We start from the raw sequence: 24388 nt of genomic DNA, 5'->3' as shown, positions 1-24388 counted from the left end.
CACGGTGACGCCGCTGCGGGGGGAAGCACCTGCGCGATCTGTTACGACGGGGGAATCGCGTCAGGCACTGCGGGGGGTGGCCGAGACGGTCCGGGGCACGGGGGAGTCGGACTCCACCTGCCGATGGTCCCGCTGGTCGAGGTTCACAAAGATCATTCCGTACCGGATGGCGCACCGTACGGGCTGCGGCGCCCCCCTGGGCCGCCGCAGGCAACGGAACGCCCGTACGTCTCCGTCCTCGTCCCGCGTGACGACGACCGGCTCACCGAACACGGTCACCATCAGCGAGTCCCCGTTGTGGGGAATGGCGGTGACCAGGTCGATGAAGTGCCATCCGGACCGGTAGGCGGTGGCCATCTCACGGCGGAAGGATCGGTCGTCGGGTGGAGTGGTCACGTCAGCTCCCGGCTCCGTCCGCCCCAGGGACGGGCCACTGGGTGTTGTCGGTGCCCGCGGCGTTCGCGCCCACCGAGGGCCACTGGGTGTTGTCGGTGCCCGCGGTGTCCGCGGCCACCGCCGGCCACTGCGTGTTCGCCCGGACGACGTCCTCCTCGTCGGAGAAGCCGCTCATCGCGCCGAGGGCCACAACGGTGGAGAAGGCGGCGACAAGCACCGAGCGAAGCATTTTGTTGCGCATAGTCGGCTTCGTCCTCACTTGAAGGTCCCCTTTTCCCCCGTCGAGTACGACGATGGCTCATTCAGGCACGTCATGGCCACACAATCGGTGCATCATGTTCCTGCATGTTCAGGACCCTGGGGGGTGGAGATTTGGGTACTCATCGGACTAAGGGCGCACATCCCCACCCGATCACCGAACTCTGCGAGGAAGGCAGTCGTCTCTATACCACAGCGCTGCGCGCCGGGCGCGTCGCGCGCGCGGACACCGGAACCGCTCCCTGTCTCCTCGAACTGGCCCTCCTGCACCCGGATCCGGACGATCCGACCTGGCTGCGTCCCGTGCCGCCGGCGGTCGCGCTGGCACAGCGCCTCCAGCCCATCGAGCAGGAGATCACCGAGCACCGGCGCCTGTCCGTGCAACTCGCCGACGCCTTCGAACCGTTCCTGGCGCTGGGCGTGCAGACCGCGGCCACCAGCGACTCCATCACCGTGCTGGAGGGCGGTGAGCGGATCAACGCGGCGCTCAACATCGCGACCGCCCAGTGCCAGACGGAGCTCCTGACGGTCCAGCCCAGCGACCGGGTCTCCGAGCGGAGCCTCCTGCGGAGCCTCGAGCGCGACAAGCCGCTGATCGAACGTGGTGTGAAGGTCCGGAGCCTCTACCAGCACACCGCCCGCTACAACCCGGAGAAGCTGTCCTACGTCGCCCGGCTCTCCGACGGGAAGGTGGAGTACCGCACGATCGACGAGCTGGTGGAACGGCTGATCATCTGCGACGAGGCCGTCGCGTTCATCCCCGCGCGCGACGACCACCAGGTCGCCCTCGAACTGCGCCACCCCGGGCTCGTGCGCTACCTCGTCAAGGTCTTCGAGTACCTGTGGGACCGCGCGGTCCCGATGAGCGCCGGCGCGCCGTACGGAGCCGCCTCCGACGGCATCACCGAGATCCAGCACTCCATCGCCAAGCTCCTGGTCGAGGGGCACGTCGACGAGGCCATAGCGCGCCGGCTGGGCATGAACGTGCGCACCTGCCGCGCCCACATAGCCAAACTCGCCTCCGCCCTCGGCAGCGGCAGCCGCGCCCAGCTGGGGTACCTCATCGCGCAGTCGGGGATCCTCGAGCAGAACCCGTGAGCCGGGAACCGGGGCCCGGCCCGGCCGCCTCACCGGGCGCTCGGGGACTCCCGGCCGGGAAGGGCGACCGCCGACCGGCGCGCGCCGTCCAGGCCGGCCTGCGCGATGCGGACGCCCAGCTGGGTGCGGCTGGCCGCGCCCAGCGTCTCCGACAGCCGGGCGATGTGCGCGCGGCAGGTGCGCACGCTGATGCCCAGCCGCTCCGCGATCACCGCGTCCTGGTGGCCCTCGGCCAGCAGCGCCGCGATGGACTGCTCGCGGTGCGAGATGCCCTCGATGCCGGTGTCGGGCAGCGGGGCGGTCAGCGGGATGGCGAGCCGCCACAGGCGCTCGAAGACCGTGCCCAGGTACTCCACCAGCGCCGGGTGCCGCAGCTCCAGCGCCATCGTGCGCTCGGCGTTGGCGGGGATGAAGGCGACCGTGCGGTCGAACAGGATCAGCCGCTCGATCACCTCGTCCAGGGTGCGCGCCTCCACCGCGTCGCCCATCAGCTCCAGGTAGGTGAGCAGCCCCTGGCCGTGCCGGGCCACGTGCGTGTACAGGTCCCGCATCCGCACCCCGCGGCCGCGCAGCTCCGTCGCCCGGTGCAGGCCCTCCGACAGCTCCGCCTCGCGCCGGATGCCACCGGGCTGGACGGTGAGCACCTCGGTGGTGCAGGCCCGCGTCGCCTCGTCCATCGCCGCCTGGATCCGCGCCAGCCCGTCCAGCACCCGGATCGCCGGGCCCTCCGCCGCCGAGGGGGTCGAGGGCATCTGGCGGCCCAGACCGGCGTACCACTCGAAGGCGGCGACGGCCGAGCCGACCCGGCGCTGGCTCGCGCTGATCTCGTCGTACATGCCGCGCAGCAGCCGGGTCATGACCTCCTGCGGGGCGGTCGGGACCAGCCAGTCCATGTCGTCGGGGTCCGGGTGCAGCAGGGCCAGTTCCATCAGGCAGGGCACCGGCTCCGCGTCCCGGCGCGGCACGCGTCCGCGCCGTACGGCCCGGGAATACACCCGATCCCCGGCCTCGCACAGTCGGTCAGCACCGTGTGGATGCTCGTCCGTCCCGTGCCCGGCCATCGCCCGTCCCACCCCCGGTTGAGCCACTTTCCGCAGCGCAACTATGCGCGGCCGAAACCGGCTCCGCAACACGGGTCCTCCCGGTGCGACCGCCGGAAACCACCGGTGTGTCCGGCTATTTCCGCGCCCCGGGTCGTGATGTCGCGACAAACCTGCGGAGGGGGTGGCCGGATACCGACGGCCGGCGGCGCGCGCCGCCGGCCGGGGACCGGCGGCGCGGGAGGGACGACCCGGGAGAGGCGGTCCGGGGGCTACTTCAGGCCGAGTTCGGCGCACGCCGCCTTGTACTTGGCGGTGCAGATGTCCGGCACCTCGTAGATCCCGTCGGCGATGACGGTGTCCTGGATGTTCTCCTGCGTCAGCGCGACCACGGGCACGAGCTGCGCCGGGATGTCCTTGTGCGTGGGGCTGTCCACCCGGTCGCGGGTCAGCGAGTCGAACTGGATGTCCCGGCCCTGGACCTTCGCCACGGCCATCTCCGCGGCGCTCTCGGCCTCTTCCGGGTAGGACTTGTACACGCTCATGTACTGCTCGCCGGCGATGATCCGCTGCACCGCCGCGAGTTCCGCGTCCTGACCGGTGATCGGGGGCAGCTCGGTGACACCGGCGGCCTTGAGCGCCTGGACGATGCCGCCCGCCATGCCGTCGTTGGCGGAGTAGACCGCGGCGATGTTCCCCGCGCCGATCGCGTTGATCGCCTCGGTCATGTTGGCCTGGGCGTTCTCCGGCTTCCAGTCCTTGGTGTCGTAGGACCTGGCGATCGTCACCTTGCCCTTGAGCTCGGAGAGCGCACCCGCCTTGAACTGCTTGGCGTTCGGGTCGGTCGGCGAGCCGTTCATCATCACGATCTTGTCGGTGATGCTGGCGCCGCCCCCGAAGGACTCCAGCAGGGTGCGGCCCTGGACCTCGCCGACCAGCTCGTTGTCGAAGGAGATGTACGCGTCGATCGGGCCCTCGGCCAGCCGGTCGTAGGCGATGACCGGGATGCCCGCGTCCTTGGCCTTCTGCACGCCGTCCGCGATGGCGTGCGCGTCGACCGCGTCCAGCACGATGACGTCGACCTCGCTGTCGATCATCTGCTGCAGCTGGCTCGCCTGCTTGTCGGCGTCCGCCTCGGCGTTGGCGTACTCGACCTTGCCCCGGTCCTGGGTGAGGGACTCCACCTTCTTCTTGAAGATGGGGTAGTCGAACGTCTCGTACCGGGTGTTGGCCTTCTCCGGGAGCAGCAGCCCGACGGTGATGTCGTCCCCCTTGGTCGGGCTCGCGTCGTCGCTGCTCCCCGTCGCGTTGAGCACGCCGCATCCGGCGAGCATGACGGACATCGATGTGGCGGCCACGGATATGGCGATACGACGCATGCGAGGGCTCACTTCAGGTGCGTTCCGGACGTGGGCACAACTTTGTGGCCCATGTGACTGAAAAGCCAACGCTTCCAGTACCACTTCAGTCAAGAGCGACCACTTAACGAGATGGACACATCACAATGCGCCGAACTCGTGGAGGACGCGCGGACGACCGGCGGGGATCTGCCGGACCCTCCCGCATACACCCCTCACAGACATGGGCGCGCACACCGCGAGGGGCCCGGGAGTTCGGTGAACTCCCGGGCCCCTCGCGGTACTTCGCTTCCGCGTCAGTCCGCCTGCTGCTGCCGCTTCGGCCGCCACACCACCAGCGCGCTGGTCTGCTGCACCTCCTGGTACGGCACCAGGTCGCGGCGGTACGAGGCGTGCACCGCCGCCTCGCGCTGCCGCATCGCCGCCGCCGCGCCGTCGAGGGCGTCCTCCAGTTCGGCCACGCGGGCCTGGAGGGCGGCGACCTGGTTCTCCAGTTCGATGATGCGCTTGATCCCGGCCAGGTTGATGCCCTCGTCCTGCGACAGCTGCTGCACCTGGCGGAGCAGTTCGATGTCGCGGGCCGAGTAGCGGCGGCCCCGGCCGGCGGTGCGGTCCGGCGACACGAGCCCCAGACGGTCGTACTGGCGCAGTGTCTGCGGGTGCAGGCCGGAGAGCTGGGCCGCCACCGAAATGACGTAGACCGGGGTGTCCTGGGTCAGTTCGTACGGGTTGCGTCGACGGCCGTCCATCTGCAATCAAGCTCCCTTCGCGGCCTGGAACAGCTCCGCCCGCGGGTCCTCGCCCGCGGTGGCCTCGCGATACGCCTCCAGCGCGTCACGAGCCTTCCCCGACAGGTCCTTGGGAACACTCACCTCGACGGTGACCAGCAGATCCCCGCGGGTGCCGTCCTTGCGGACCGCGCCCTTGCCCCGCGCCCGCATGGTGCGGCCGTTGGGCGTGCCCGGCGGCAGCTTCAGCGTGACCGGGGGACCGCCGAGCGTCGGGACCCGGACCTCGCCGCCGAGGGCCGCCTCGGGGTAGGTGACGGGGACGGTGACGGTGAGGTTGTCGCCCTTGCGGCCGAACACCGGGTGGGTGCCCACGTGCACGACGACGTACAGGTCGCCCGCCGGGCCGCCCCGCTCGCCCGGTGCGCCCTTGCCCCGCAGCCGGATCCGCTGGCCGTCGCTGACGCCCGCGGGGATGCGCACCTGCATCGTCCGCGAGGACTTGGCCCGGCCGCTGCCCTTGCAGACGTCGCAGGGGTCCTCCGCGATCAGACCGCGGCCCTTGCAGTCGGGGCAGGGGTCGGTGAGCGAGAAGCCGCCGCCGGAGCCCCGCGCCACCTGCCCGGTGCCGACGCAGGTCGGGCACACGCGTGGTGTGCCGTTCTTGTCGCCGGTGCCCGAACAGGCCTTGCAGGCCGCCTGCGAGGACATCCGCAGCGGGACGGTCGCGCCCTCGATCGCCTCGGTGAAGCTGAGGGTGACCTCGGACTCGATGTCCTGGCCGCGCCTGGGCTGGGTACGCGTGGTGCCCGCGCCGCCGCGGTTGAACAGGCCCCCGAAGACGTCACCGAGACCGCCGCCGAAGCCGCCGGCCGCGCCCTGGCCGCCGGCCTGACCCCCGAAGAGGTCGCTCAGGTCGAAGTTGAAGGAGCCGCCGCCCGCGCCCGGCCCCGGGCGGAAACCGCCGTTGCCGAAGAGCGCGCGGGCCTCGTCGTACTCCTTGCGCTTCTTGGGGTCGCCGAGGACGTCGTTCGCCTCGGAGATCTCCTTGAACCGCTCCTCCGCCTTGGCGTTGCCCTTGTTGGCGTCCGGGTGGTACTCGCGGGCGAGCTTCCGGTACGCCTTCTTGATCTCGGCCTCGGTGGCGTCCTTGGGGACGCCGAGGACCTTGTAGTAGTCCTTCTCGATGAAGTCCTTGGTGCTCATCCCCGACGTCCCTCCTTCCCTGCGTCAGCTATTACGTCAGCCCTCCTCCGGGCCACCGTTCTCCTTGTTCTCCGCCGGTTCCGCCGTCGCCTCGGTGTTCTCCTCGGCCGGCTTGACCGTCTGCGCGCCGGGCTGCGGTTCGGCCACGGCCACCCGCGCGGGGCGGATGGTGCGCTCGCCGATGCGGTACCCGGGCTGCAGGATCGCCACGCACGTCGTCTCGGTGACGTCCGGGGCGTAGGAGTGCATCAGGGCCTCGTGGATCGTCGGGTCGAAGGGCTCGCCCTCCTTGCCGAACTGCTGCAGGCCCATCTTCGCCACGGTCGTCTCCAGCGACTCGGCGACGGACTTGAACCCGCCGACCAGTTCGCCGTGTTCCCGCGCGCGGCCGATGTCGTCGAGCACGGGCAGGAGCTCGGTCAGGAGGTTCGCGACGGCGATCTCCTTGACCGCGACCCGGTCGCGCTCGACCCGCCGGCGGTAGTTCTGGAACTCGGCCTGGAGGCGCTGGAGGTCTCCCGTGCGCTCACCGAGCGCCGTGCGTGCCTGGTCCAGCTGGGCCACCAGGGCCGCGTTCTGGTCCGTGTCCCCGGCCGGGGCCGCCGCCTCCTCCGCGGAGGGGGTGGGGGCGGCCGCCGGCTCGGCGTCGTCGGAAGGGGCGCCGGAGGGGACGTCGGGCTGCTGCGACTGCTCGTCGAAGCCCGGGGTCTCCTCGGTCACGCCGCACCGTCCTTGCGGTCCTCGTCGACGATCTCGGCGTCGACGACGTCGTCGTCGGCCTTGGCCTCGCCGGCACCGGCGGAGGCGCCACCGGCCGCCTGGGCACCCTGGGCGTCGGCGTACATGGCCTGGCCCAGCTTCTGGGAGACGGCCGCGACCTTCTCCGTGGCGGTGCGGATCTCGGCGGTGTCCTCGCCCTTGAGCTTCTCCTTCAGCTCGGCGACGGCGGCCTCGACCTCGGTCTTGATCTCACCGGGGACCTTGTCCGCGTTGTCGCTGAGGAACTTCTCGGTCTGGTAGACGAGCTGCTCGCCCTGGTTGCGGGTCTCGGCGGCCTCGCGGCGCTTGTGGTCCTCCTCCGCGTAGCGCTCGGCCTCCTCGCGCATGCGGTCGACCTCGTCCTTCGGCAGCGAGGAGCCGCCGGTGACGGTCATCTTCTGCTCCTTGCCCGTGCCCAGGTCCTTCGCGGTCACGTGCATGATGCCGTTGGCGTCGATGTCGAAGGAGACCTCGATCTGCGGGACGCCGCGCGGCGCCGGCGGCAGACCGGTCAGCTCGAACATGCCGAGCTTCTTGTTGTACGCCGCGATCTCGCGCTCGCCCTGGTAGACCTGGATCTGCACCGACGGCTGGTTGTCCTCGGCCGTGGTGAAGATCTCCGAGCGCTTGGTCGGGATCGTGGTGTTGCGCTCGATCAGCTTGGTCATGATGCCGCCCTTGGTCTCGATGCCGAGGGACAGCGGGGTGACGTCGAGCAGCAGGACGTCCTTGACCTCGCCCTTGAGGACACCGGCCTGGAGCGAGGCGCCGATGGCGACGACCTCGTCCGGGTTCACGCCCTTGTTGGCCTCCTTGCCGCCGGTCAGCTCCTTGACGAGCTCGGCGACGGCGGGCATGCGGGTGGAACCGCCGACCAGGACGACGTGGTCGATCTCGTTGACGGAGATGCCGGCGTCCTTGATGACGTTGTGGAACGGCGTCTTGCAGCGCTCCAGCAGGTCCGCGGTCAGCTGCTGGAACTGGGCACGGGTGAGCTTCTCGTCGAGGTGCAGGGGGCCCTCGGCGGAGGCGGTGATGTAGGGGAGGTTGATCGAGGTCTCGGTGGACGAGGACAGCTCGATCTTCGCCTTCTCGGCGGCCTCGCGCAGACGCTGCAGCGCCATCTTGTCCTTGGACAGGTCCACGCCGTGCCCGGACTGGAACTGCTTGACCAGGTAGTCGACGACGCGCTGGTCCCAGTCGTCACCACCGAGGTGGTTGTCACCGTTGGTGGCCTTCACCTCGACGACACCGTCGCCGATCTCCAGCAGGGAGACGTCGAAGGTACCGCCACCGAGGTCGAAGACGAGGATGGTCTGGTCGTCCTTGTCGAGGCCGTACGCCAGGGCGGCGGCCGTCGGCTCGTTGACGATGCGCAGCACGTTCAGACCGGCGATCTCACCGGCCTCCTTGGTGGCCTGGCGCTCGGCGTCGTTGAAGTACGCCGGGACGGTGATGACCGCGTCGGTCACCTTCTCGCCCAGGTAGGCCTCGGCGTCCCGCTTCAGCTTCTGCAGCACGAAGGCGCTGATCTGCTGCGGGTTGAAGGGCTTCCCGTCGAGCTCGATCTTCCAGTCGGTGCCCATGTGACGCTTGACCGACCGGATGGTCCTGTCGACGTTGGTCACGGCCTGGCGCTTGGCCACCTCGCCGACCAGCACCTCACCGTTCTTGGCGAAGGCGACGACGGAAGGCGTGGTCCTGGCGCCCTCGGCGTTGGTGATGACGGTGGGCTCGCCGCCCTCCAGAACGCTGACGACGGAGTTAGTCGTGCCCAGGTCGATGCCGACCGCACGTGCCATTTCGATTCCTCCAGCTGACTTGAGTGGAACGGACTCAAGCATGCCCGACGTCCGGCGCAGGGTCAACAGAGCTGAGTCGACTTGACTCAACTCTTATCCGCTCCTTACACGCAACCGCTCGCTGACCTGCGGGGACGCGGTGGAAGATCGTTGACGAGGCGGCAGAACGGGGGTGACGGGAACCCGCACCAGCGCCAGGACGGCCACCGCGGCCGCCGCCACCACCCACAGCACCACACCCCCGGACGCCCATCCGGTGTGCGCGCACACCCCGGCGAGTACCCCGCCCAGCGCACCGACGCCCAGCAGGAGGGTCACCGCGCGCGGGGCGAGCCCGAGCCGCCGCAGCCGGTGCCCGAGGTGGTCCGGCCCGCCGCACACCAGGGGCCGCCGGGCCGGCCACCGCGCGAGGAACACGAGCACGACGTCGGCGCACGCCACGGCGGTCAGCGCGAACAGCACCCCGGCGCTCGCGCCCGCCCCGTGCCCGGCCCGCACGAACACCGCCGCCGAGGCGAGCACGAACCCCGTGAACAGCGCACCGCACCAGCCGAGGGCGACCCGCGCGGGATGCCAGTTGTGGACGAGGAACCCGGCCTGCGCGGCGGCCAGCACGCCCAGCAGCACCGCGATCCCGTCCATCAGCCCGGCCGCCGCGCAGGCCGCCGTCCCGAACGCGGTCACCACCCCCACCGTGCCGGCCAGCCCGTCCGCGTGGTCGAGCCCCCGGAAGGCGGCGGCGAGGCCCACGACCCACCCCACGGCGAGCAGCCCGCCCGGCACCCCGGTCTCCTCGTACGGCACCACCAGCGCCGCCGCCACGGCCGTGCCGGCGAGCGGGATCCACCACCGCAGCCGCCACACGTCCGCGGCCAGCCCGAGCGCGCCGACGCAGGCCCCGGCGGCGAGCAGCGCCCCGACCCCGGTGCCGAGCGGGGCGGCGCCCGTCGCGTCCCCGGCGGCCGCGACCAGGCAGGTCGCCAGCGCGACGGCCGCTCCCCCGGACAGCGGAACCGCCCGCCGGCGTCTGCGGTCCAGGACGCCGAGGCGCAGGGCGGGCGACCGGAGCAGTTGCGCGAGCAGGGCGGCGAGGAGCAGGGCGATGGCGGTGGCGACGATCCCGTAGAGCACGGATATAAGTTAGGAGCGTATGTACTGATTGAGCGCGAATAACACGATCGCGCCCCAGGTGCCATCCGGGCATCACCCGGGTGGCGCCGGGGCGCCTTCTCAGGCAACCCTCAGCGACTCAGATCACCCCGTGCCCGGCTACAGTGCGGCCGAGGATGGGGGTACTCTCGAACAGACTGCATAAGTTACCGCTTAGTAATCTCGGGGAAGCCGTACGGGAGCCCCGACGAAACCCCTCGCAGGCCCGAGGAGCCCCGAAATGCAACTCGCCGCGATCATCGTGTCGATGGTCCTGATGGCAGTCGGCGTCGCCCTGTTCGGCCGTGCCATCCTGCAGATCTTCCGCTTCATGACACTCGGCCAGCCGATCCCGGCCGGATCGCGGACCAACGACCCCGTGCTGCGCACCATCACCGTGGCCAGGGAGTTCCTCGGCCACACCCGGATGAACCGCTGGGGCGTGGTCGGCGTCGCTCACTGGTTCGTGGCGATCGGCTTCTACACACTGCTCCTGACGATCGTCAACGCCATCGGCCAGCTGTTCCAGGCCGACTGGGTGCTGCCGGTCATCGGCGACTGGGCGCCGTACAACGTCTTCGTCGAGTTCATCGGCACCATGACGGTCCTCGGCATCCTGACGCTGATCGTCATCCGGCAGCTGTCCCGGCCGGGCAGGCCGGGCCGCAAGTCCCGCTTCGCGGGCTCCAACACCGGCCAGGCCTACTTCGTCGAGACCGTCATCCTCGTCGTGGGCGTCTGCATCTTCATGCTGCACGCGCTCGAGGGCGCGCAGCACCACGTGGACGGCTACGAGGCGTCCTTCTTCATCTCCTACCCGGTGGTGTCGTGGCTGGAGGGCATGGACGTCTCCACGCTCCAGAACCTCACCTACTTCTTCGCCGGCCTGAAGATCGCGGCCTCCTTCATCTGGATGATCACGGTCGCCCTGAAGACCGACATGGGCATCGCCTGGCACCGCTTCCTGGGCTTCCCGAACATCTGGTTCAAGCGCAATGCCAACGGCGACACCTCGCTGGGCGCCCTGCTGCCGATGACGTCCGGCGGCAAGCCGATCGACTTCACCGACCCCGGTGACGACGACGTCTTCGGCGTCTCCCAGGTCGAGCACTTCTCCTGGAAGGGCCTGCTCGACTTCTCCACCTGCACCGAGTGCGGCCGCTGCCAGTCGCAGTGCCCCGCCTGGAACACCGGCAAGCCGCTCTCCCCCAAGCTGCTGATCATGTCCCTGAGGGACCACGCCCACGCCAAGGCCCCCTACCTGCTGGCCGGCGGCGGCAAGACCGTGGAGGGCGAGGAGAAGGCGTCCGAGGAGCAGCTCAAGGACGTTCCCGCCGCCGCCCTCGCCGAGGCCGAGCGCCCGCTGGTCGGCACGCTCGAGGAGAACGGCGTCATCGACCCGGACGTGCTGTGGTCCTGCACCACCTGCGGCGCCTGCGTCGAGCAGTGCCCCGTCGACATCGAGCACGTCGACCACATCGTCGACATGCGCCGCTACCAGGTCATGATCGAGTCCGCGTTCCCGTCCGAGGCGGGCACGATGCTCAAGAACCTGGAGAAGAAGGGCAACCCCTGGGGCCTGGCCAAGAAGCAGCGCCTGGAGTGGACCAAGGAGGTCGACTTCGAGGTCCCGGTCGTCGGCAAGGACGTCGAGGACCTGTCCGAGGTCGAGTACCTGTACTGGGTCGGCTGCGCCGGCGCCCTCGAGGACCGCGCCAAGAAGACCACCAAGGCCTTCGCCGAACTCCTCCACATCGCGGGCGTCAAGTTCGCGATCATGGGCGGCGACGAGAAGTGCACCGGTGACTCCGCCCGCCGCCTCGGCAACGAGCCCCTGTTCCAGGAGCTCGGCATGGAGAACGTCATGTCCCTCAACGCCGCCTTCGGCGAGGAGATGGACGACGACGGCAAGGTGACGGAGGAGTCCCGCAAGCCGAAGTCGGCGAAGAAGATCGTCGCCACCTGCCCGCACTGCCTCAACACCCTCGGCAACGAGTACCCGCAGCTCGGCGGCGACTACGAGGTCATCCACCACACCCAGCTGCTCCAGCACCTGGTGGACGAGGGCAAGCTGATCCCGGTCACCCCGGTCGAGGGCATCATCACCTACCACGACCCGTGCTACCTGGGCCGCCACAACAAGATCTACACGCCCCCGCGCGAGATCATCGGCAAGGTCCCGGGCCTGCGCAACGAGGAGATGCACCGGCACAAGGAGCGCGGCTTCTGCTGCGGCGCCGGCGGCGCCCGGATGTGGATGGAGGAGCGGATCGGCAAGCGCATCAACAACGAGCGCGTCGACGAGGCCCTCTCCCTCAACCCGGACATCGTCTCCACCGCCTGCCCGTTCTGCCTGGTCATGCTGACCGACTCGGTCAACGGCAAGAAGAACGAAGGCAAGGCCAAGGAGTCCGTCCAGGTCGTCGACGTCGCCCAGCTGCTGCTGGAGTCCGTCAAGACCCCGGCCGACCCGGCGGGCGACGAGGAGAGCGAGAGCACTCCGGAACCGGAGCCGGTGAAGTAACGCGACACCCGCGCGGCACGCCGCCGGAGGGGCCGTCCGAACGGGCGGCCCCTTCGTCATGTTCACGTACAACCCTCCGGCCCCCTCACGGGTCTCCTGTGCGGTGATCACCCGGCGAACCCGGGACCGACACAGGACGAACACGGGTGATCCACCGCATCGGCACGGGACGCCGCAGCCGGCGGCCGTCCCGCACACGGCAGGAGACCCATGCACAAGAAGACCGGCACCATCCTGGCGGCCGCCACCGCGGCCGCGCTCACCGGCGGCCTGCTCGTCGCCGCGGCCGGCCCCGTGGCCGCCGCCCCGGGCACCGACGGCGACTTCGACGGCGACGGCCACGACGACCTGGTCGTCGGCGCGCCGGGCGAGGACCTGGACGGGATCAAGGACGCCGGCATGGTCTCCGTGATCCACGGCTTCGAGGGCGGCCTCTCCGAGACCGGTACCCAGGCCCTGGAGCAGGGCACCCCGGGCGTCCCCGGCAACAGCGAGGAGAACGACGGCTTCGGCGGCGAGGTCCTCCTCTCCGACGTCACCGGCGACGGCAGGGCCGACCTGACCGTCGGCGTGCCGTGGGAGAACTCCGCCAACGGCTACGCCGTCGTCTTCGAGTCCGACGGCTCGAGGATCGGCACCGCCGGCCGCGGGATCGGCCTGACCGACGCCGGCCTGTCCTCGGAGGGCTACCCGCTGTTCGGCTTCCACGTCAACGGCTGACCCCCTCCGGCCGCGCGAACGGAGCGCGGGCCGGGACCGGCCGGTGGCCGGTCCCGGCCCGCGACGCGCGAAGATCCCCCGCGCCCCGCGCCCACCGTCCCCACGGTCCGGTGCGGACCGTGATCGGGGGCCGGACCACCGCACGGACCGATCCCCCCGGCCGGCCGGACGCGGCGACCGGACGGACACCCGCCCCGCGCCCACCACGCCCCACGTCGCCTGCGCCACCGCCCGCGTCACCGGTCGAGAGACCGGCACCCCACCCCTGAACGCCCCGGCACGCCCACCGCGTCCGGCCCCCGCAGGAGAACCCCGCATGCACCAGCGCCCCGCGCACCTCGCCCTGGCCGCCGCCACCGCCATCGCCCTGACCGGCGGCCTGCTCACCCTGTCGGCGCCGTCGGCCGCCGCCGCCCCCTCCGGCCTGGCCGGCGACTTCAACGGCGACGGCTACCGCGACGTCGCCGTCGGCGCGTCGAGCGCCGACGTGGGCTCCGTGCCGCACGCCGGCGCCGTCGTCGTGCTGTACGGCTCGTCGTCCGGGGTGTCGGCGTCCCGCAGGACCGTCGTCACCCAGAACTCCACCGGCGTCCCCGGCACCGCCGAGGAGGGCGACCGCTTCGGCCAGAGCCTCGCCGCCGGCGACCTCGACGGCGACGGCTACTCGGACCTCGTCGTCGGCGCCCAGTACGAGGCCATCGGCGACCGCGACGGCGTCGGCTCGGTCACCGTCCTGTGGGGCGGCAGGTCCGGCCTGTCCGGCGGCGCCGTCCTGCCCCAGCCGTCGACCCTCGCCGAGTGGGGCGGCTACGGCTCCGGCGCTGCGGTCGGAGACTTCGACGACGACGGCGACGCGGACGTGACGGTCACCGGTCAGGACCGCACCCGCCTGTACCGGGGCCCCTTCACCCGCACCGGCGCCCCGGTGAGCCACAGCAGCCTCCCCCTCGGCTCCACGTACGAGGTGATCGCGGGCGACCTGAACCGCGACGGCGCCGCCGAACGCGTCTACCCCTTCAACGTCGACGGCGACCCCGGCGGCGAGATCAGCTACCACCGCTGGACCGGCACCAAGTTCGCGGAGACCGACCTGCCCGCGGCCGACGGCGCCCAGGGCACCGTCGGCGACGTCAACGGCGACGGCTACGGCGACCTGGTCCTCGGCGAGCACGAGGACCCCCGCGCCGCCAAGCCCGGCGGCCACAAGGGCGGCCAGATCACCGTCTGGTACGGCGGCCCCACCGGCCCCGACCCGGCGCAGACGCCCACCGTGATCCACCAGGACACGGCGGGCGTGCCCGGCGGCGGCGAGGCCGGCGACCTGTTCGGCTCCGCGCTGAGCGCGGGCGACGTCAACGGCGACGGCTATGCCGACGTCGCGGTCGGCGCCTTCGGCGAGGACCTGGGCACCAAGAAGGACACCGGCACGGTGACCGTCCTGTTCGGCTCGGCCTCCGGGCTGACCGGCAAGGGCGCCAAGCAGTACTCGCAGGACACCGCGGGCGTGCCCGGCAGCAACGAGACCGACGACGCCTTCGGCCAGGCGGTCCGCCTGGCCGACCTCGACAAGAACGGCAAGGCCGAACTCGTCGTCGGCTCCGGCTACGAGAACGGCTACGGCGCCGTCACCGTCCTGCGCGGCACCGCCTCCGGGCCGGCCACCTCCGGCGCCACGTTCCTGTCCGCCCGCGACGTCTCCCTCAAGGGCAACGCCTCCTTCGCCTGGGCCTTCGCCCAGTGACACCCCCTCGCCCCCCGCACAGCACCACGAGGTTCCCCGTGCGCCTGCGCACCGCCGCGACCGCACTCGTCGCGGCCACCCTGACCCCGTTCGTCCTCACCGTGCCCGCCGCGCACGCCGCCACGGCCGCCGCCCCGTACGACTTCAACGGCGACGGCCGCGCCGACCTGGCGATCGGCGCGCCCGGCGCCACCGTCGCCGGCAAGGCCAAGGCGGGCGCCGTGTCCGTCGTCCACAGCGGCACCGGCGGCCCCAAGACCTCGACCAGGACCCTCCTCACCCAGAACACCGCCGGCATCCCCGGCAGCGCCGAGGCCGACGACGCGTTCGGCACCTCCGTGACCTCCGCCGACCTCGACCGCGACGGCTACGCCGACCTGGTCGTCGGCACCCCCGGCGAGGACACCAGTGACGACACCAACGACGGCGTCGCCACCATCGTCTGGGGATCCGCCTCCGGCCTGTCCGGCGCCCGCACGGTGCACAACTTCGCCCACTCCAGCCACGACCGCTACGGCCTGTCCCTCGCCGCGGGCGACTTCGACGCCGACGGCCACCCGGACATCGCCGTCGGCGCCACCGGCTCGACGCTGCTCACCGTCGTTCCCGGCCCCATCACCCGGTCCGGCGCGTGGCCCGCCGGCGGTTCGTCGCACGGACTGTCCGGTTACACCGGCTCCCACGGCGTCCCGCACCTCTCCTCCGGAGACGTCACCGGGGAGGGCTTCGACTCGCTCGTCGTCCACGGCCGGTGGAGCGGCGGCGACACCGCCACCCAGCTGGCGGACGCCCGGGTCGACAACTTCGGCGACTGGATGGATTACCTGCCCCCCGGTCAGGTCTCCGCCGTCGGCGACATCGACGGCGACGGCCACGCGGACATCGCCGTCGGCAACGACCGGGAGCCCTCCGCCGACGCCTACGGCGCACTCGGCGGCCGGGTCACCATCGTCTACGGCGGCCCCGAGGGCCGCGACGGGAACCGCCCCGAGGTCGTCCTCACCCAGGACACCGCCGGCGTCCCCGGCGCGTCGGAGGCCGGCGACCGCTTCGGCAGCGGCCTCGCCCTGGGCGACGTCGACGGCGACGGGTACGCCGACCTGGCCGTGGGCGCCGCGGGCGAGAACGGCGGGGCCGGCTCGGTCACCGTCCTGTACGGCTCGGCCTCGGGCCTCACCACGAAGGGCTCCGCGTCCTTCACCCAGAGCACCGCGGGCGTGCCCGGCACCTCGGAGCAGGGCGACCTCTTCGGCACCCGCGTCGTCCTCACCGACCACACCGGCGACCACCGCGCCGACCTGTCCCTGTCCGCGCCGGGCGAGAACTCCGGCGACGGCTCGGTCTGGTCCCTGCGCGGCACGGCGACCGGCCCCACGACCACGGGCGCGACCAGCTTCGGCCCGGCGGCGACGGGCGTGTCCACCACGGGCAGCCCGCGCTTCGGCACGGCCCTCGGCGGCTGACCGCCCTCACCCCACCGACCCACCGGAGGACCACCCCATGACCCCGACGCCCCCGGCGCCCCGCCGCACGGCCCGGCTCCGCCTCACCGCCGTGGCGGCCGCCGCCGCGCTGACCGGCGGCCTGCTCGCCCTGGCGGCCCCGCCGGCCGCCGCCGCCCCCTCCGGCCCGGCCGCCGACTTCAACGGCGACGGCTACCGCGACGTCGCCGTCGCCGCCCCCCTCGCCAAGATCGACGGCAAGTCCGGCGCCGGATACGTCGCCGTCGTCTACGGCACCGCGGGCGGTCTGAAGACCTCCGGGCGCCAGATCATCAGCCAGGCCACCACCGGCATCCCCGGCGTCCCCGAGTCGGGCGACTACTTCGGCGACCGCCTCACCACCGGCGACCTGGACGGCGACGGCTACACGGACCTCGTCGTGGGCGTGCACGCCGAGCGCGTCGGCTCCACCGACGAGCACGGCGCCCTCACCGTGATCTGGGGCGGCGCGAGCGGCCTGAAGACCGCCACCGACCTCGCCTCCCCGCTGCCCGAGCACCGCAACGAGCTGGGCTGGTCCGTGGCCGCCGGCGACTTCGACGGCGACGGCGACACCGACCTGGCCGCCGCCAACCTCGCCCTGCCCGAGCTGAACGTCTTCGAGGGCCCCTTCACCCGCACCGGCCGGGCCACCGGGCTCGTCGGCATCGACACCTACGAGCAGACCGGCATCAACACCGACCGCCTCGTCGCCGGCGACGTCACCGGCGACGGCGCGAGCGACCTGCTGGTCATGGGCGGGGAGGAGATCACCGACGGCTACCGCACCCGCAGCGTCCTCTACCGGGGCTCGGCCACCGGCCTCGAGCCCGGCAGCAAGCTCGCGGGCGGCTACGCGGCCGTCATCGCCGACGTCGACAAGGACGGCTACGGCGACGTCGTCACCGGCAACTTCATGGAGAAGTCCACCGACGAGCCGAACGGCGGCCACGGCGGCGCGGTCACCGTCACCTACGGCGCGTCCGGCGGCCTGAGCACCCGCACCCCGGTCCGCATCACCCAGGACACCACCAACGTCCCGGGCACCGCCGAGACCGGCGACCGCTTCGGCTGGAGCCTGTCGGCCGGCGACACCGACGGCGACGGCTACGCCGACATCGCGGTCGGCGCCGAGAGCGAGACCGTCGGCTCGGCCAGGTGGGCGGGCTCCGTCACCGTGCTGCGCGGCTCCGCGTCCGGGCTGACCGGCACCGGCGCCAAGTCGTTCACCCAGAACACCTCGGGCGTGCCCGGCACCGCCGAGACCGAGGACCACTTCGGCTCCGCCGTCCACCTCACGGACGCCGACGGCAACGGCCGGGCGGAGCTGGTGGCGAGCGCGCCGGCCGAGAACGCCGGGGCCGGCTCCGTCTGGCTGCTGAAGTCCGCCACGTCCGGCATCACCGCCACCGGCGCCACGTCCTTCGGCGCCGGCACGCTGGGCGCCCCCTCGGGCCTCGCCGCCCTCGGCGACGTCCTGGCGGGCTGACCCCGGCTCCTCCGTCCTCCGTAGGACGGCCCCCACCGGAGCCCCTACGGAGGACGGACGCCCGGGCTGACGGCCCCTTAGGGGATGTCACAGCTCGGCCGCAAAGCCGGGCCCGAACGCCGGGGCCCGGCACACGAACGCCCGGGACCAGGTACGTTCGAGGACGTGGCTGGATTCAGGATCGGACGCGGCCGGGACAACAACGGCGCTCCTCACGCGCGACCGCAACACCCCCCGTACGGACAGCAGACGCCGCAGGGGCCGTCGTACGGCTACCCGCAGGCGCCTCAGCCGTACCCGCAGCAGCCGTCGTACGGCAACGGCGGCGGCCCATGGCCGCACGCGGACGGCGGGCACGGCGGACCCGGGGGACACGGCGCCGGTTACGGCGGTCACGGCGAACCCGAGTACTTCGGCGACGGCGCGCACCCGCACGGCGCCCAGGGCCCGCACGACCCGTACGCGGCCAACAACCCGGGCCACACCCAGGCGTTCTCGATCGGCGAGGACCCCTACCACCAGGGCGAGACCTACCGCGCCGGCTCCGCCCCGTCCCCCGGCCCGGTCGGCCCCCGCCTGCGCTGGAAGGAACTGCTCAAGGGCATCGTCCTGTCCCCCGCCCAGACGTTCCTCCGGATGCGCGACTACACGATGTGGGGCCCCGCCCTCGTCGTCACCTTCCTCTACGGCCTGCTCGCCGTCTTCGGCTTCGACACGGCCCGCGAGGACGCGATCAGCGCCACGCTGTCGAACGCCGTGCCGATCGTCCTGACGACGGCCGTCGCGATGGTGCTCAGCGCCTTCGTCCTGGGCGTGGTCACCCACACCCTGGCCCGTCAGCTCGGCGGCGACGGCGCCTGGCAGCCCACGGTCGCCCTGTCCATGCTGATCATGTCCATCACGGACGCGCCCCGCCTGGTGTTCGCCATGTTCGCGGGCGGCGACGCCACCTTCGTCCAGCTCCTCGGCTGGGCCACCTGGGTGGCGGCCGGCGCCCTGCTCACCGTGATGGTCAGCCGCTCCCACGACCTCCCCTGGCCGAAGGCCCTGGGCGCGTCGGCGATCCAGCTGGTCGCACTGCTGTCGATCGTGAAGCTCGGCACGTTCTGACCCGCGCCACCCGCTCGAGGACGGGGGCTCCCGGACGGGAGCCCCCGTCCCGTCGTTCCACGCGCCGCCGCGGGCGCCGGGCACCCGCCCCCGGCCGACGGGCCGCGCGCGGCCGGACGGACCGGTCCCTACCGCGCGTCGCCGGCGTCCACCAGGCGTGACGGCGTACCGGTGGGCGTGCCGGTGCGGTCGGTCTCGTCCTGTACGAGCAGGGACAGCAGGGAGGCCACGGAGAGTCCCGCTTCCGCGGGGTGGCGCAGCACCTTGCCCGGCTCGATGCGGTAGGTGTTCGTGCGTCCGTCGCGGGTGTGGGAGAGGTAGCCGTCCCGCTCCAGATCGGTGATGATCCGCTGGACGGCACGCTCCGTGAGCCGGCAGCGGGCGGCGATGTCACGGATCCGGACGTTCGGGTTGTCGGCGATGGCCGCCAGGACGCGCGCGTGGTTGGTGATGAACGTCCATCCGGTGTGGGATTCGGGCACTCCGACCATGCCCAGCATTTTAGCGGCCCCCCATTGCCGGAACCGAGATACATGACATACTTTTCACGTAACGGCTGACATGATCCCGCGGGAAGGTCACAGGAGGGACCCGAGGGTGTTCTTGGACGGATCCGCCGGGCCGGAGTGCACGGACGGCAGCGAGGGGAGCGGCGCCCGGCCGCCCGACGGGGCCGGCGCACAGGCGAGGAAGGAGGTTGCGGTGATCCAGTACGAATGGCGCGGCGCCTGGGTCGTCGCCGCACAGGGTTCCTACGACATGCAGTCGATCAAGCCCCTGGCGGACGCGCTGACCACCGCCGCCAAGGAGCACCCGAAGGTCGTCCTGGACGCCTCCGGCATCACCTTCGCGGACTCGTCCCTCCTCAACCTGCTGGCCCTCACCCACCGGGAGGCCGCCCTGCGCGTGGCCGCGCCGGCACGGCAGCTCCAGCGGGTCCTCGAGCTCACCGGGATGGACACCGTCCTGGAGGTACGGGACACGCTGGAGGAAGCCGCCGCCTAGGGTGCCGTCCCGGACCGCCTCCGCGTACGGGACGGCCTCCCTCAGAGGGCTTCCGTGTTCGGCCTGGCCGCTTCCCCCGCCCCGTGCACTGGGGGCAGGACGCTCCACGGGAAGTTGATCCAGTCGTCGGTCCGCTTCCAGACGTACTCGCACTTCACCAGTGACTGCGTCTTCTCGTAGACCACGGCGCTGCGCACCTCGGCGACGGCGTCGAGGCAGAAGTCGCGCACGAGCTTGAGCGTCTTGCCGGTGTCGGCGACGTCGTCCGCGATCAGCACCTTCTTGTCGGTGAAGTCGATGGCGTTGGGCACCGGCGCGAGCATGACCGGCATCTCGAGCGTGGTCCCCACCCCCGTGTAGAACTCGACGTTCACCAGGTGGATGTTCTTGCAGTCGAGCGCGTAGGCGAGCCCGCCGGCGACGAAGACACCGCCGCGCGCGATGCTCAGCACCACGTCCGGCCGGTACCCGTCGTCGGCGATGGCCTGCGCGAGCTCGCGCACGGCCACCCCGAACTGCTCGTAGGTCAGGTTCTCCCGCGCCCCGCTCACGCCGCTCACACCTGCGTCCGGTGGAAGTTGAGGTAGGACCGCGAGGCGGTGGGCCCGCGCTGCCCCTGGTACCGGGATCCGTACCGCTCGCTGCCGTACGGGGACTCGGCGGGCGAGCTGAGCCGGAACATGCACAGCTGGCCGATCTTCATGCCGGGCCACAGCTTGATCGGCAGGGTCGCGAGATTGCTGAGCTCGAGGGTCACGTGCCCGGAGAAGCCGGGGTCGATGAACCCGGCGGTGGAGTGGGTGACGAGTCCGAGCCGCCCCAGCGAGCTCTTTCCCTCCAGCCGCGACGCGAGGTCGTCGGGCAGCGTGATGACCTCGTACGTACTGGCCAGCACGAACTCGCCCGGGTGCAGGATGAACGGTTCGTCCCCCTCCGGCTCCACGAGCCGGGTCAGGTCCGCCTGCTCGACGGACGGGTCGATGTGGGGGTACCGGTGATTCTCGAACACCCGGAAGTAGCGGTCGAGACGTACGTCGATGCTGGACGGCTGCACCATGGATGCGTCGTAGGGATCGATCCGCACCCGCCCGGCGTCGATCTCGGCCCGGATGTCCTTGTCTGAGAGAAGCACGCCCCGAGGATACGCAAGGCGCGCGGACCGGCCACAATCGCCGTCCCGCGCGCCCACGTCCTCAGTCTCTCCCGGTCTCCCGTGCCCCTCGCTACTGCTTCTGGAGGGTCACCGGCACGACACTGCGGAGCCGCGCACAGCGCGGGCACCGCAGAAGCCGGCCGGGGCCGAGTCGCTCGGCCTGCTGCATCGGGAACGAGGCGGCGGTGAACACGTGCCCATCGGCACAGCGGACGACGGTGCGCTCCATCAAGTCCAAGAGTCCCTTCCCCAAGAGCCGCGTCTGGCTTGCTGCCCTGACGACAAAAGCCACATTACGGGATCAAAGGAACGTCTCTCCAGGCGGCACCCCGCACCCGCCCGGCGCCTCTCCCACCCCTCCACCGTACGCCCCAACTTCTGCCCCCGCAGCCGCATCCATCCCCTGAAACAGCGTCAGGCCCCCGGGCCTGAACACCGGGGGCCTGACATGAGGTAGAGTGAGCGAGCGTCCGGACACCGACCAGCGGATCGGGGTCCCGGCGACTTACGCGGGTGTAGTTTAATGGTAGAACATCAGCTTCCCAAGCTGAGAGCGCGAGTTCGATTCTCGTCACCCGCTCCACGAAGAAGGCCCAGGTCAGAGACCCGGGCCTTTTTGCTGTCCGCGGTGATCACTCGCCGCGTGCCAGATCCGTGCCAGAACGCTCCTCGGCAGCCTTCCGGGCAGCGGCGGCCCGAGCCCTCCGGACGGTCGCGTCGAGGCCGGCGGCAACCTCTTCCTGACGCTCGTCGTCGGAGTGCTGGTAGATCAGCGCGGCCTTCTCGGAGGACTGCCCGGCGCGGACCATCGTGTCCTTGAGGGTGGCGCCCGACCGGGTGGAGAGCGTGTGCCCGGTGTGCCGGAGGTCGTAGAACCGGAAGCCCTCGGGCATGCCGACGACCTCCCGCGCCCGCCGCCACTTCCGCCCGAAGGTGCTGCGCCGGAAGGGTGCCCCCTTCTCCCCCACGAAGACCAACCCGTCCGGCCCCGGCTCGGCGTACGACTCCAGGTGCCACCGGAGCTCCCGGCGGAGGAACGCGGGAAGAATCACAGTCCGGGTCCCGGCCTCCGACTTGGTCCCGCCTTGGACGCGCCGCCCGTTCATCCGCTCCGGCTCGGCGAGGCGGATCCGGACGCGGAGGGTGTCGACGTCGACGTCCCGGCGACGGAGGCCGGCCAGCTCTTCCGGTCGCATCGGCCCGTAGGCGCCGAGGTACACCATGAGTCGCCACCGCATCCCCACGGCATTGGCGAGGGCGTCGACCTGGGCGACGGTGGCAATGCGCCGCTCGGCCGCCTTCTCCTTGCCGGCGCCCTTGATCCGGCACGGGTTGCGTGGGATCAGCTCGTCGTCGACGGCCGTTTCCATGATGGCCTTCAGGAGCCGGTACGCCTTCGCGGTGATCGTCTTGGCGCCCGTAATCCGCAGCCGTTCGGCCCGCCACTCACGGACGCGGGGTGCGGTGATCTCGTCCAGGTCCAGGTCTGCGAAGGCGGTCAGGTGCTTGTCGAGGAGGTAGCGGTAGAGGTCCCGGGTCAGCGGAGCCAACTCGCGCTCCTCCACCCACTTGTCGGCGTAGGCCCGGAAGCCCACCGCGCCCGCCTCAGGATCCCTCCACTCGCCGCGGCGGATCTCGGTCTGCTTCTCGGCGAGCCAGTCATCCGCATCGGCCATCGTCTCGAAGGTGAAGGGAGCCGGGCGCATCACGCCATCCGGGCCGGGATAGCGGGCCTGGTACCGACCGGAAGGCAGCCGCCTGATCGCACCGAAACGGCGGCGCCTGCCCCTGCTGTTGGCCATCAGGCAGCCCTCCCGTACCGAGCACGGGGCCGCCGACGCGGCTCCACCGTGTGGGACGTGATGAACTCCTCCACCGCACTCGCCGGGATGCGGACGTGTCGGCCGATCTTCACGTACCGGATGCGCCGCTCCTCGATGAGCCGCCGGGGGAAGCGGACAGAGGTGCCGAGCAGCTCGGCGACCTGGTCCACGGGCAGGTAGCGGTCGTTCATGCGGTCGGCTCTCCTTCCGTTCCGGGAGCGGGTTCGAGGGTGGCGGCGAGCCAGCTCTCAGCGCCGGAGAGGCCGGTTCCGGCGAAGACCCAGTGCGCGAGGACGAGAGTCGTTTCCTGGCCGGTGTCGACGGCCGGAGCGGCTTGGGCGCGGCGCCATTCAGCGCGGGCGTCGCGGAGGGCGCCGAGGGTGGTGGAGTAGCGGCGGGATTTGGTGGAGAAGTGGCCGCGGAAGCCGAGCATGTGGGCCCAGGCCCGCAGGCGGAGGTCTGCCAGCTCGGGGCGTGCGCCCAGGGTCCAGGCGGTGCGGATCATGCGTCGGGCATGGTCGGTGATCCTCGCTTGTGCCAGTTCGGCGAGGAAGCGGATCGGCCGGTCGAGGGTGCCCGTCGCCGTCTCGGCGCCCTTGGTGGCGTACTTGGCGACGTACGCCGCTACGGCCCGCTCGGTCAGGTTTTGGTCGTCGTCGAAGTCGGCAGAGCGGATCGGGCGGACGTCGAGCTGTCGGCCGAAGACGAAGGTGTGCGGCCGGCCGTCGATCTCCGGGCCGTCGACGCGGACGGCAGCAGCGGCGGCGCGGATGGCGTCGGTCAGCAGCTCGGCCGTTGCCCAGGCCGGGGGCGCGGTCTCGCCGCCGTCGGGGCCGTCGAGGCGGATGATCGCGTGGAAGTGGACGGCGCCACGCTTCTGGTATTCGGCCACCTTGGCGAAGGAGACCCGGGCATGGTCCCGGAAGGCCCGCTGGGTGAGGCCGGCTCGCTTGGCGACCTCCCGGCGGAGGTAGATCGAGAAGCGTTGCCAGAGGGCCCCGGCGTGCGCATTCCACAGCACGGCCGCTTCGTAGTCGTACGTGTCCGGGTCGAGGGGCGTGCCCAGGGCCGGGTCCTGGTCGTCGTGGCGGATGCCGCAGCGGCAGGGGCGATCACCGGAGGGGCGGTTGTGGACAGGGCCGAAGCCGGGGGCGGTGAAGGTGGCGAAGACGCGCGGGTGGGTGGCGACCCGTTCGGGGGTGCCCTTGCCGCCGCGGAGTCCGGCGGTGATCAGGTGGTAGGTGTCGCGGCGGTAGGTCTCGGCGCAGGCCACGCACCGGGTGGCGCGGCGGTTGTTGCAGCGGACGAGGAGCTGGCCGGCCGGGAGGGCGGAGGAGTCCAGGTGGTGCAGGACGCGGCCGATCTCCCCGGTCGTCCGGTCCACCGCGTATTCGGTGCGGTGGCCGTCGAGGCGTACCGGGCGGGTGCAGCCGCCCAGGCCGGACAGTTGGCGGCCCAGCTCGGGCAGGGTGCCGAGGGAGGCCAGCATGGAGAGTTCCGCCAGCGGGGGCGGAGTCTGCCGGGTGATGATGGGAGTTCCTTTCGGCT

At 71.6% G+C, this 24388-nt stretch carries 23 protein-coding genes and 1 tRNA gene; 9 read left to right on the top strand and 15 right to left on the bottom strand.

The genetic code is table 11. The annotated features are described in order from the left end of the window. Nucleotides 1-60: 60 nt before the first annotated feature. Together GL259_RS20840 and GL259_RS20835 are read right to left on the bottom strand one after the other, a co-directional pair. Nucleotides 61-396, bottom strand: a complete 336-nt coding sequence (locus tag GL259_RS20840) for a hypothetical protein (protein WP_159534888.1) — start codon at nucleotides 394-396, stop codon at nucleotides 61-63. Nucleotide 397: 1 nt separating this feature from the next. After that, nucleotides 398-613, bottom strand: coding sequence for a hypothetical protein (locus GL259_RS20835; protein WP_243762345.1), 216 nt, complete (start codon nucleotides 611-613; stop codon nucleotides 398-400). 128 nt (nucleotides 614-741) lie between these two features. Here GL259_RS20835 and GL259_RS20830 point away from each other — a divergent pair, with 128 nt between their 5' ends. Beyond that, entirely contained in the window at nucleotides 742-1752 is a 1011-nt protein-coding gene (locus GL259_RS20830; RefSeq protein WP_159534886.1) for a helix-turn-helix transcriptional regulator, read from the top strand. Between the two features lie 29 nt (nucleotides 1753-1781). Here the strand turns inward: GL259_RS20830 and GL259_RS20825 are convergent, their stop codons facing one another. From GL259_RS20825 to GL259_RS20795, 7 genes are all read right to left on the bottom strand, one after another. After that, nucleotides 1782-2813 carry a helix-turn-helix transcriptional regulator gene (locus GL259_RS20825; RefSeq protein WP_159534885.1) on the bottom strand — a complete coding sequence of 344 codons (1032 nt, stop codon included), beginning with the start codon at nucleotides 2811-2813 and terminating at the stop codon, nucleotides 1782-1784. Nucleotides 2814-3064: 251 nt separating this feature from the next. Beyond that, nucleotides 3065-4171, bottom strand: a complete 1107-nt coding sequence (locus GL259_RS20820; protein WP_243762344.1) for a substrate-binding domain-containing protein — start codon at nucleotides 4169-4171, stop codon at nucleotides 3065-3067. 275 nt (nucleotides 4172-4446) lie between these two features. Continuing rightward, nucleotides 4447-4899, bottom strand: coding sequence for a helix-turn-helix domain-containing protein (locus GL259_RS20815; protein WP_159534883.1), 453 nt, complete (start codon nucleotides 4897-4899; stop codon nucleotides 4447-4449). 6 nt (nucleotides 4900-4905) lie between these two features. Next, nucleotides 4906-6084: a molecular chaperone DnaJ gene (dnaJ, locus tag GL259_RS20810; protein WP_159534882.1), complete on the bottom strand. Its 1179-nt coding sequence runs from the start codon at nucleotides 6082-6084 to the stop codon at nucleotides 4906-4908. Between the two features lie 36 nt (nucleotides 6085-6120). Then, complete coding sequence (grpE, locus tag GL259_RS20805) at nucleotides 6121-6804, bottom strand: nucleotide exchange factor GrpE (RefSeq protein ID WP_159534881.1); 684 nt, start codon at nucleotides 6802-6804, stop codon at nucleotides 6121-6123. Then, a complete protein-coding gene (gene dnaK, locus GL259_RS20800) occupies nucleotides 6801-8645 on the bottom strand; it encodes a molecular chaperone DnaK (protein ID WP_159534880.1) in 1845 nt (614 codons plus the stop codon). The genes grpE and dnaK overlap by 4 nt, the downstream gene beginning before the upstream one ends. 93 nt (nucleotides 8646-8738) lie before the next feature. Then, a complete protein-coding gene (locus GL259_RS20795; protein WP_159534879.1) occupies nucleotides 8739-9776 on the bottom strand; it encodes an MraY family glycosyltransferase in 1038 nt (345 codons plus the stop codon). Nucleotides 9777-10035: 259 nt separating this feature from the next. Here GL259_RS20795 and GL259_RS20790 point away from each other — a divergent pair, with 259 nt between their 5' ends. The 6 genes from GL259_RS20790 to GL259_RS20765 all read left to right on the top strand — a co-directional run bounded on the left by GL259_RS20790 (nucleotide 10036) and on the right by GL259_RS20765 (nucleotide 18859). Further along, complete coding sequence (locus tag GL259_RS20790; RefSeq protein ID WP_159534878.1) at nucleotides 10036-12318, top strand: (Fe-S)-binding protein; 2283 nt, start codon at nucleotides 10036-10038, stop codon at nucleotides 12316-12318. Nucleotides 12319-12528: 210 nt separating this feature from the next. Next, a complete protein-coding gene (locus GL259_RS20785; RefSeq protein WP_159534877.1) occupies nucleotides 12529-13038 on the top strand; it encodes an FG-GAP repeat protein in 510 nt (169 codons plus the stop codon). A 316-nt stretch (nucleotides 13039-13354) separates the two neighbouring features. Next, nucleotides 13355-14779: an FG-GAP-like repeat-containing protein gene (locus GL259_RS20780; RefSeq protein WP_159534876.1), complete on the top strand. Its 1425-nt coding sequence runs from the start codon at nucleotides 13355-13357 to the stop codon at nucleotides 14777-14779. A 38-nt stretch (nucleotides 14780-14817) separates the two neighbouring features. Then, nucleotides 14818-16242, top strand: coding sequence for a VCBS repeat-containing protein (locus GL259_RS20775; RefSeq protein WP_243762343.1), 1425 nt, complete (start codon nucleotides 14818-14820; stop codon nucleotides 16240-16242). Between the two features lie 37 nt (nucleotides 16243-16279). Further along, nucleotides 16280-17749 carry an FG-GAP and VCBS repeat-containing protein gene (locus tag GL259_RS20770; protein ID WP_159534875.1) on the top strand — a complete coding sequence of 490 codons (1470 nt, stop codon included), beginning with the start codon at nucleotides 16280-16282 and terminating at the stop codon, nucleotides 17747-17749. Between the two features lie 84 nt (nucleotides 17750-17833). Then, entirely contained in the window at nucleotides 17834-18859 is a 1026-nt protein-coding gene (locus GL259_RS20765; protein ID WP_159534874.1) for a Yip1 family protein, read from the top strand. Between the two features lie 128 nt (nucleotides 18860-18987). On the opposite strand, the gene GL259_RS20760 is transcribed toward GL259_RS20765, so the two are convergent. Beyond that, nucleotides 18988-19350: a helix-turn-helix domain-containing protein gene (locus tag GL259_RS20760; protein ID WP_159534873.1), complete on the bottom strand. Its 363-nt coding sequence runs from the start codon at nucleotides 19348-19350 to the stop codon at nucleotides 18988-18990. 211 nt (nucleotides 19351-19561) lie between these two features. On the opposite strand from GL259_RS20760, the gene GL259_RS20755 reads away from it, so the two are divergent. Further along, nucleotides 19562-19864 carry an STAS domain-containing protein gene (locus GL259_RS20755; RefSeq protein ID WP_243762342.1) on the top strand — a complete coding sequence of 101 codons (303 nt, stop codon included), beginning with the start codon at nucleotides 19562-19564 and terminating at the stop codon, nucleotides 19862-19864. A 41-nt stretch (nucleotides 19865-19905) separates the two neighbouring features. Here GL259_RS20755 and GL259_RS20750 read toward each other — a convergent pair whose 3' ends face one another. Both GL259_RS20750 and dcd read right to left on the bottom strand, forming a co-directional pair. Beyond that, nucleotides 19906-20415 (bottom strand): phosphoribosyltransferase, encoded by a 510-nt coding sequence (locus GL259_RS20750; RefSeq protein WP_159534871.1) that lies wholly within the window; start codon nucleotides 20413-20415, stop codon nucleotides 19906-19908. Between the two features lie 5 nt (nucleotides 20416-20420). After that, nucleotides 20421-20996 (bottom strand): dCTP deaminase, encoded by a 576-nt coding sequence (gene dcd, locus GL259_RS20745; protein WP_159534870.1) that lies wholly within the window; start codon nucleotides 20994-20996, stop codon nucleotides 20421-20423. Between the two features lie 530 nt (nucleotides 20997-21526). Between dcd and GL259_RS20740 the strand changes: the two genes are divergently transcribed. Beyond that, nucleotides 21527-21600: transfer RNA gene (locus GL259_RS20740), tRNA-Gly, on the top strand. A gap of 49 nt (nucleotides 21601-21649) precedes the next feature. Here the strand turns inward: GL259_RS20740 and GL259_RS20735 are convergent. From GL259_RS20735 to GL259_RS20725, 3 genes are read right to left on the bottom strand one after another with little or no spacing between them, the layout of a single operon-like run. Continuing rightward, nucleotides 21650-22819 carry a tyrosine-type recombinase/integrase gene (locus GL259_RS20735; protein ID WP_159534869.1) on the bottom strand — a complete coding sequence of 390 codons (1170 nt, stop codon included), beginning with the start codon at nucleotides 22817-22819 and terminating at the stop codon, nucleotides 21650-21652. After that, on the bottom strand, nucleotides 22819-23031 hold the full coding sequence (locus GL259_RS20730) for an excisionase family DNA-binding protein (protein ID WP_159534868.1): 213 nt from the start codon (nucleotides 23029-23031) through the stop codon (nucleotides 22819-22821). Before GL259_RS20730 ends, GL259_RS20735 begins: the two co-directional genes overlap by 1 nt. Beyond that, on the bottom strand, nucleotides 23028-24329 hold the full coding sequence (locus tag GL259_RS20725; protein ID WP_159534867.1) for a replication initiator: 1302 nt from the start codon (nucleotides 24327-24329) through the stop codon (nucleotides 23028-23030). The genes GL259_RS20730 and GL259_RS20725 overlap by 4 nt, the downstream gene beginning before the upstream one ends. Nucleotides 24330-24388 lie beyond the last annotated feature (59 nt).

It is taken from the genome of Streptomyces sp. Tu 3180 (genome assembly GCF_009852415.1).
In the GTDB taxonomy this organism is placed as follows: Bacteria; Actinomycetota; Actinomycetes; order Streptomycetales; family Streptomycetaceae; genus Streptomyces.
Note: the sequence above shows the minus strand (reverse complement) of the source record. Positions and strands in the feature narration are given on the sequence as shown.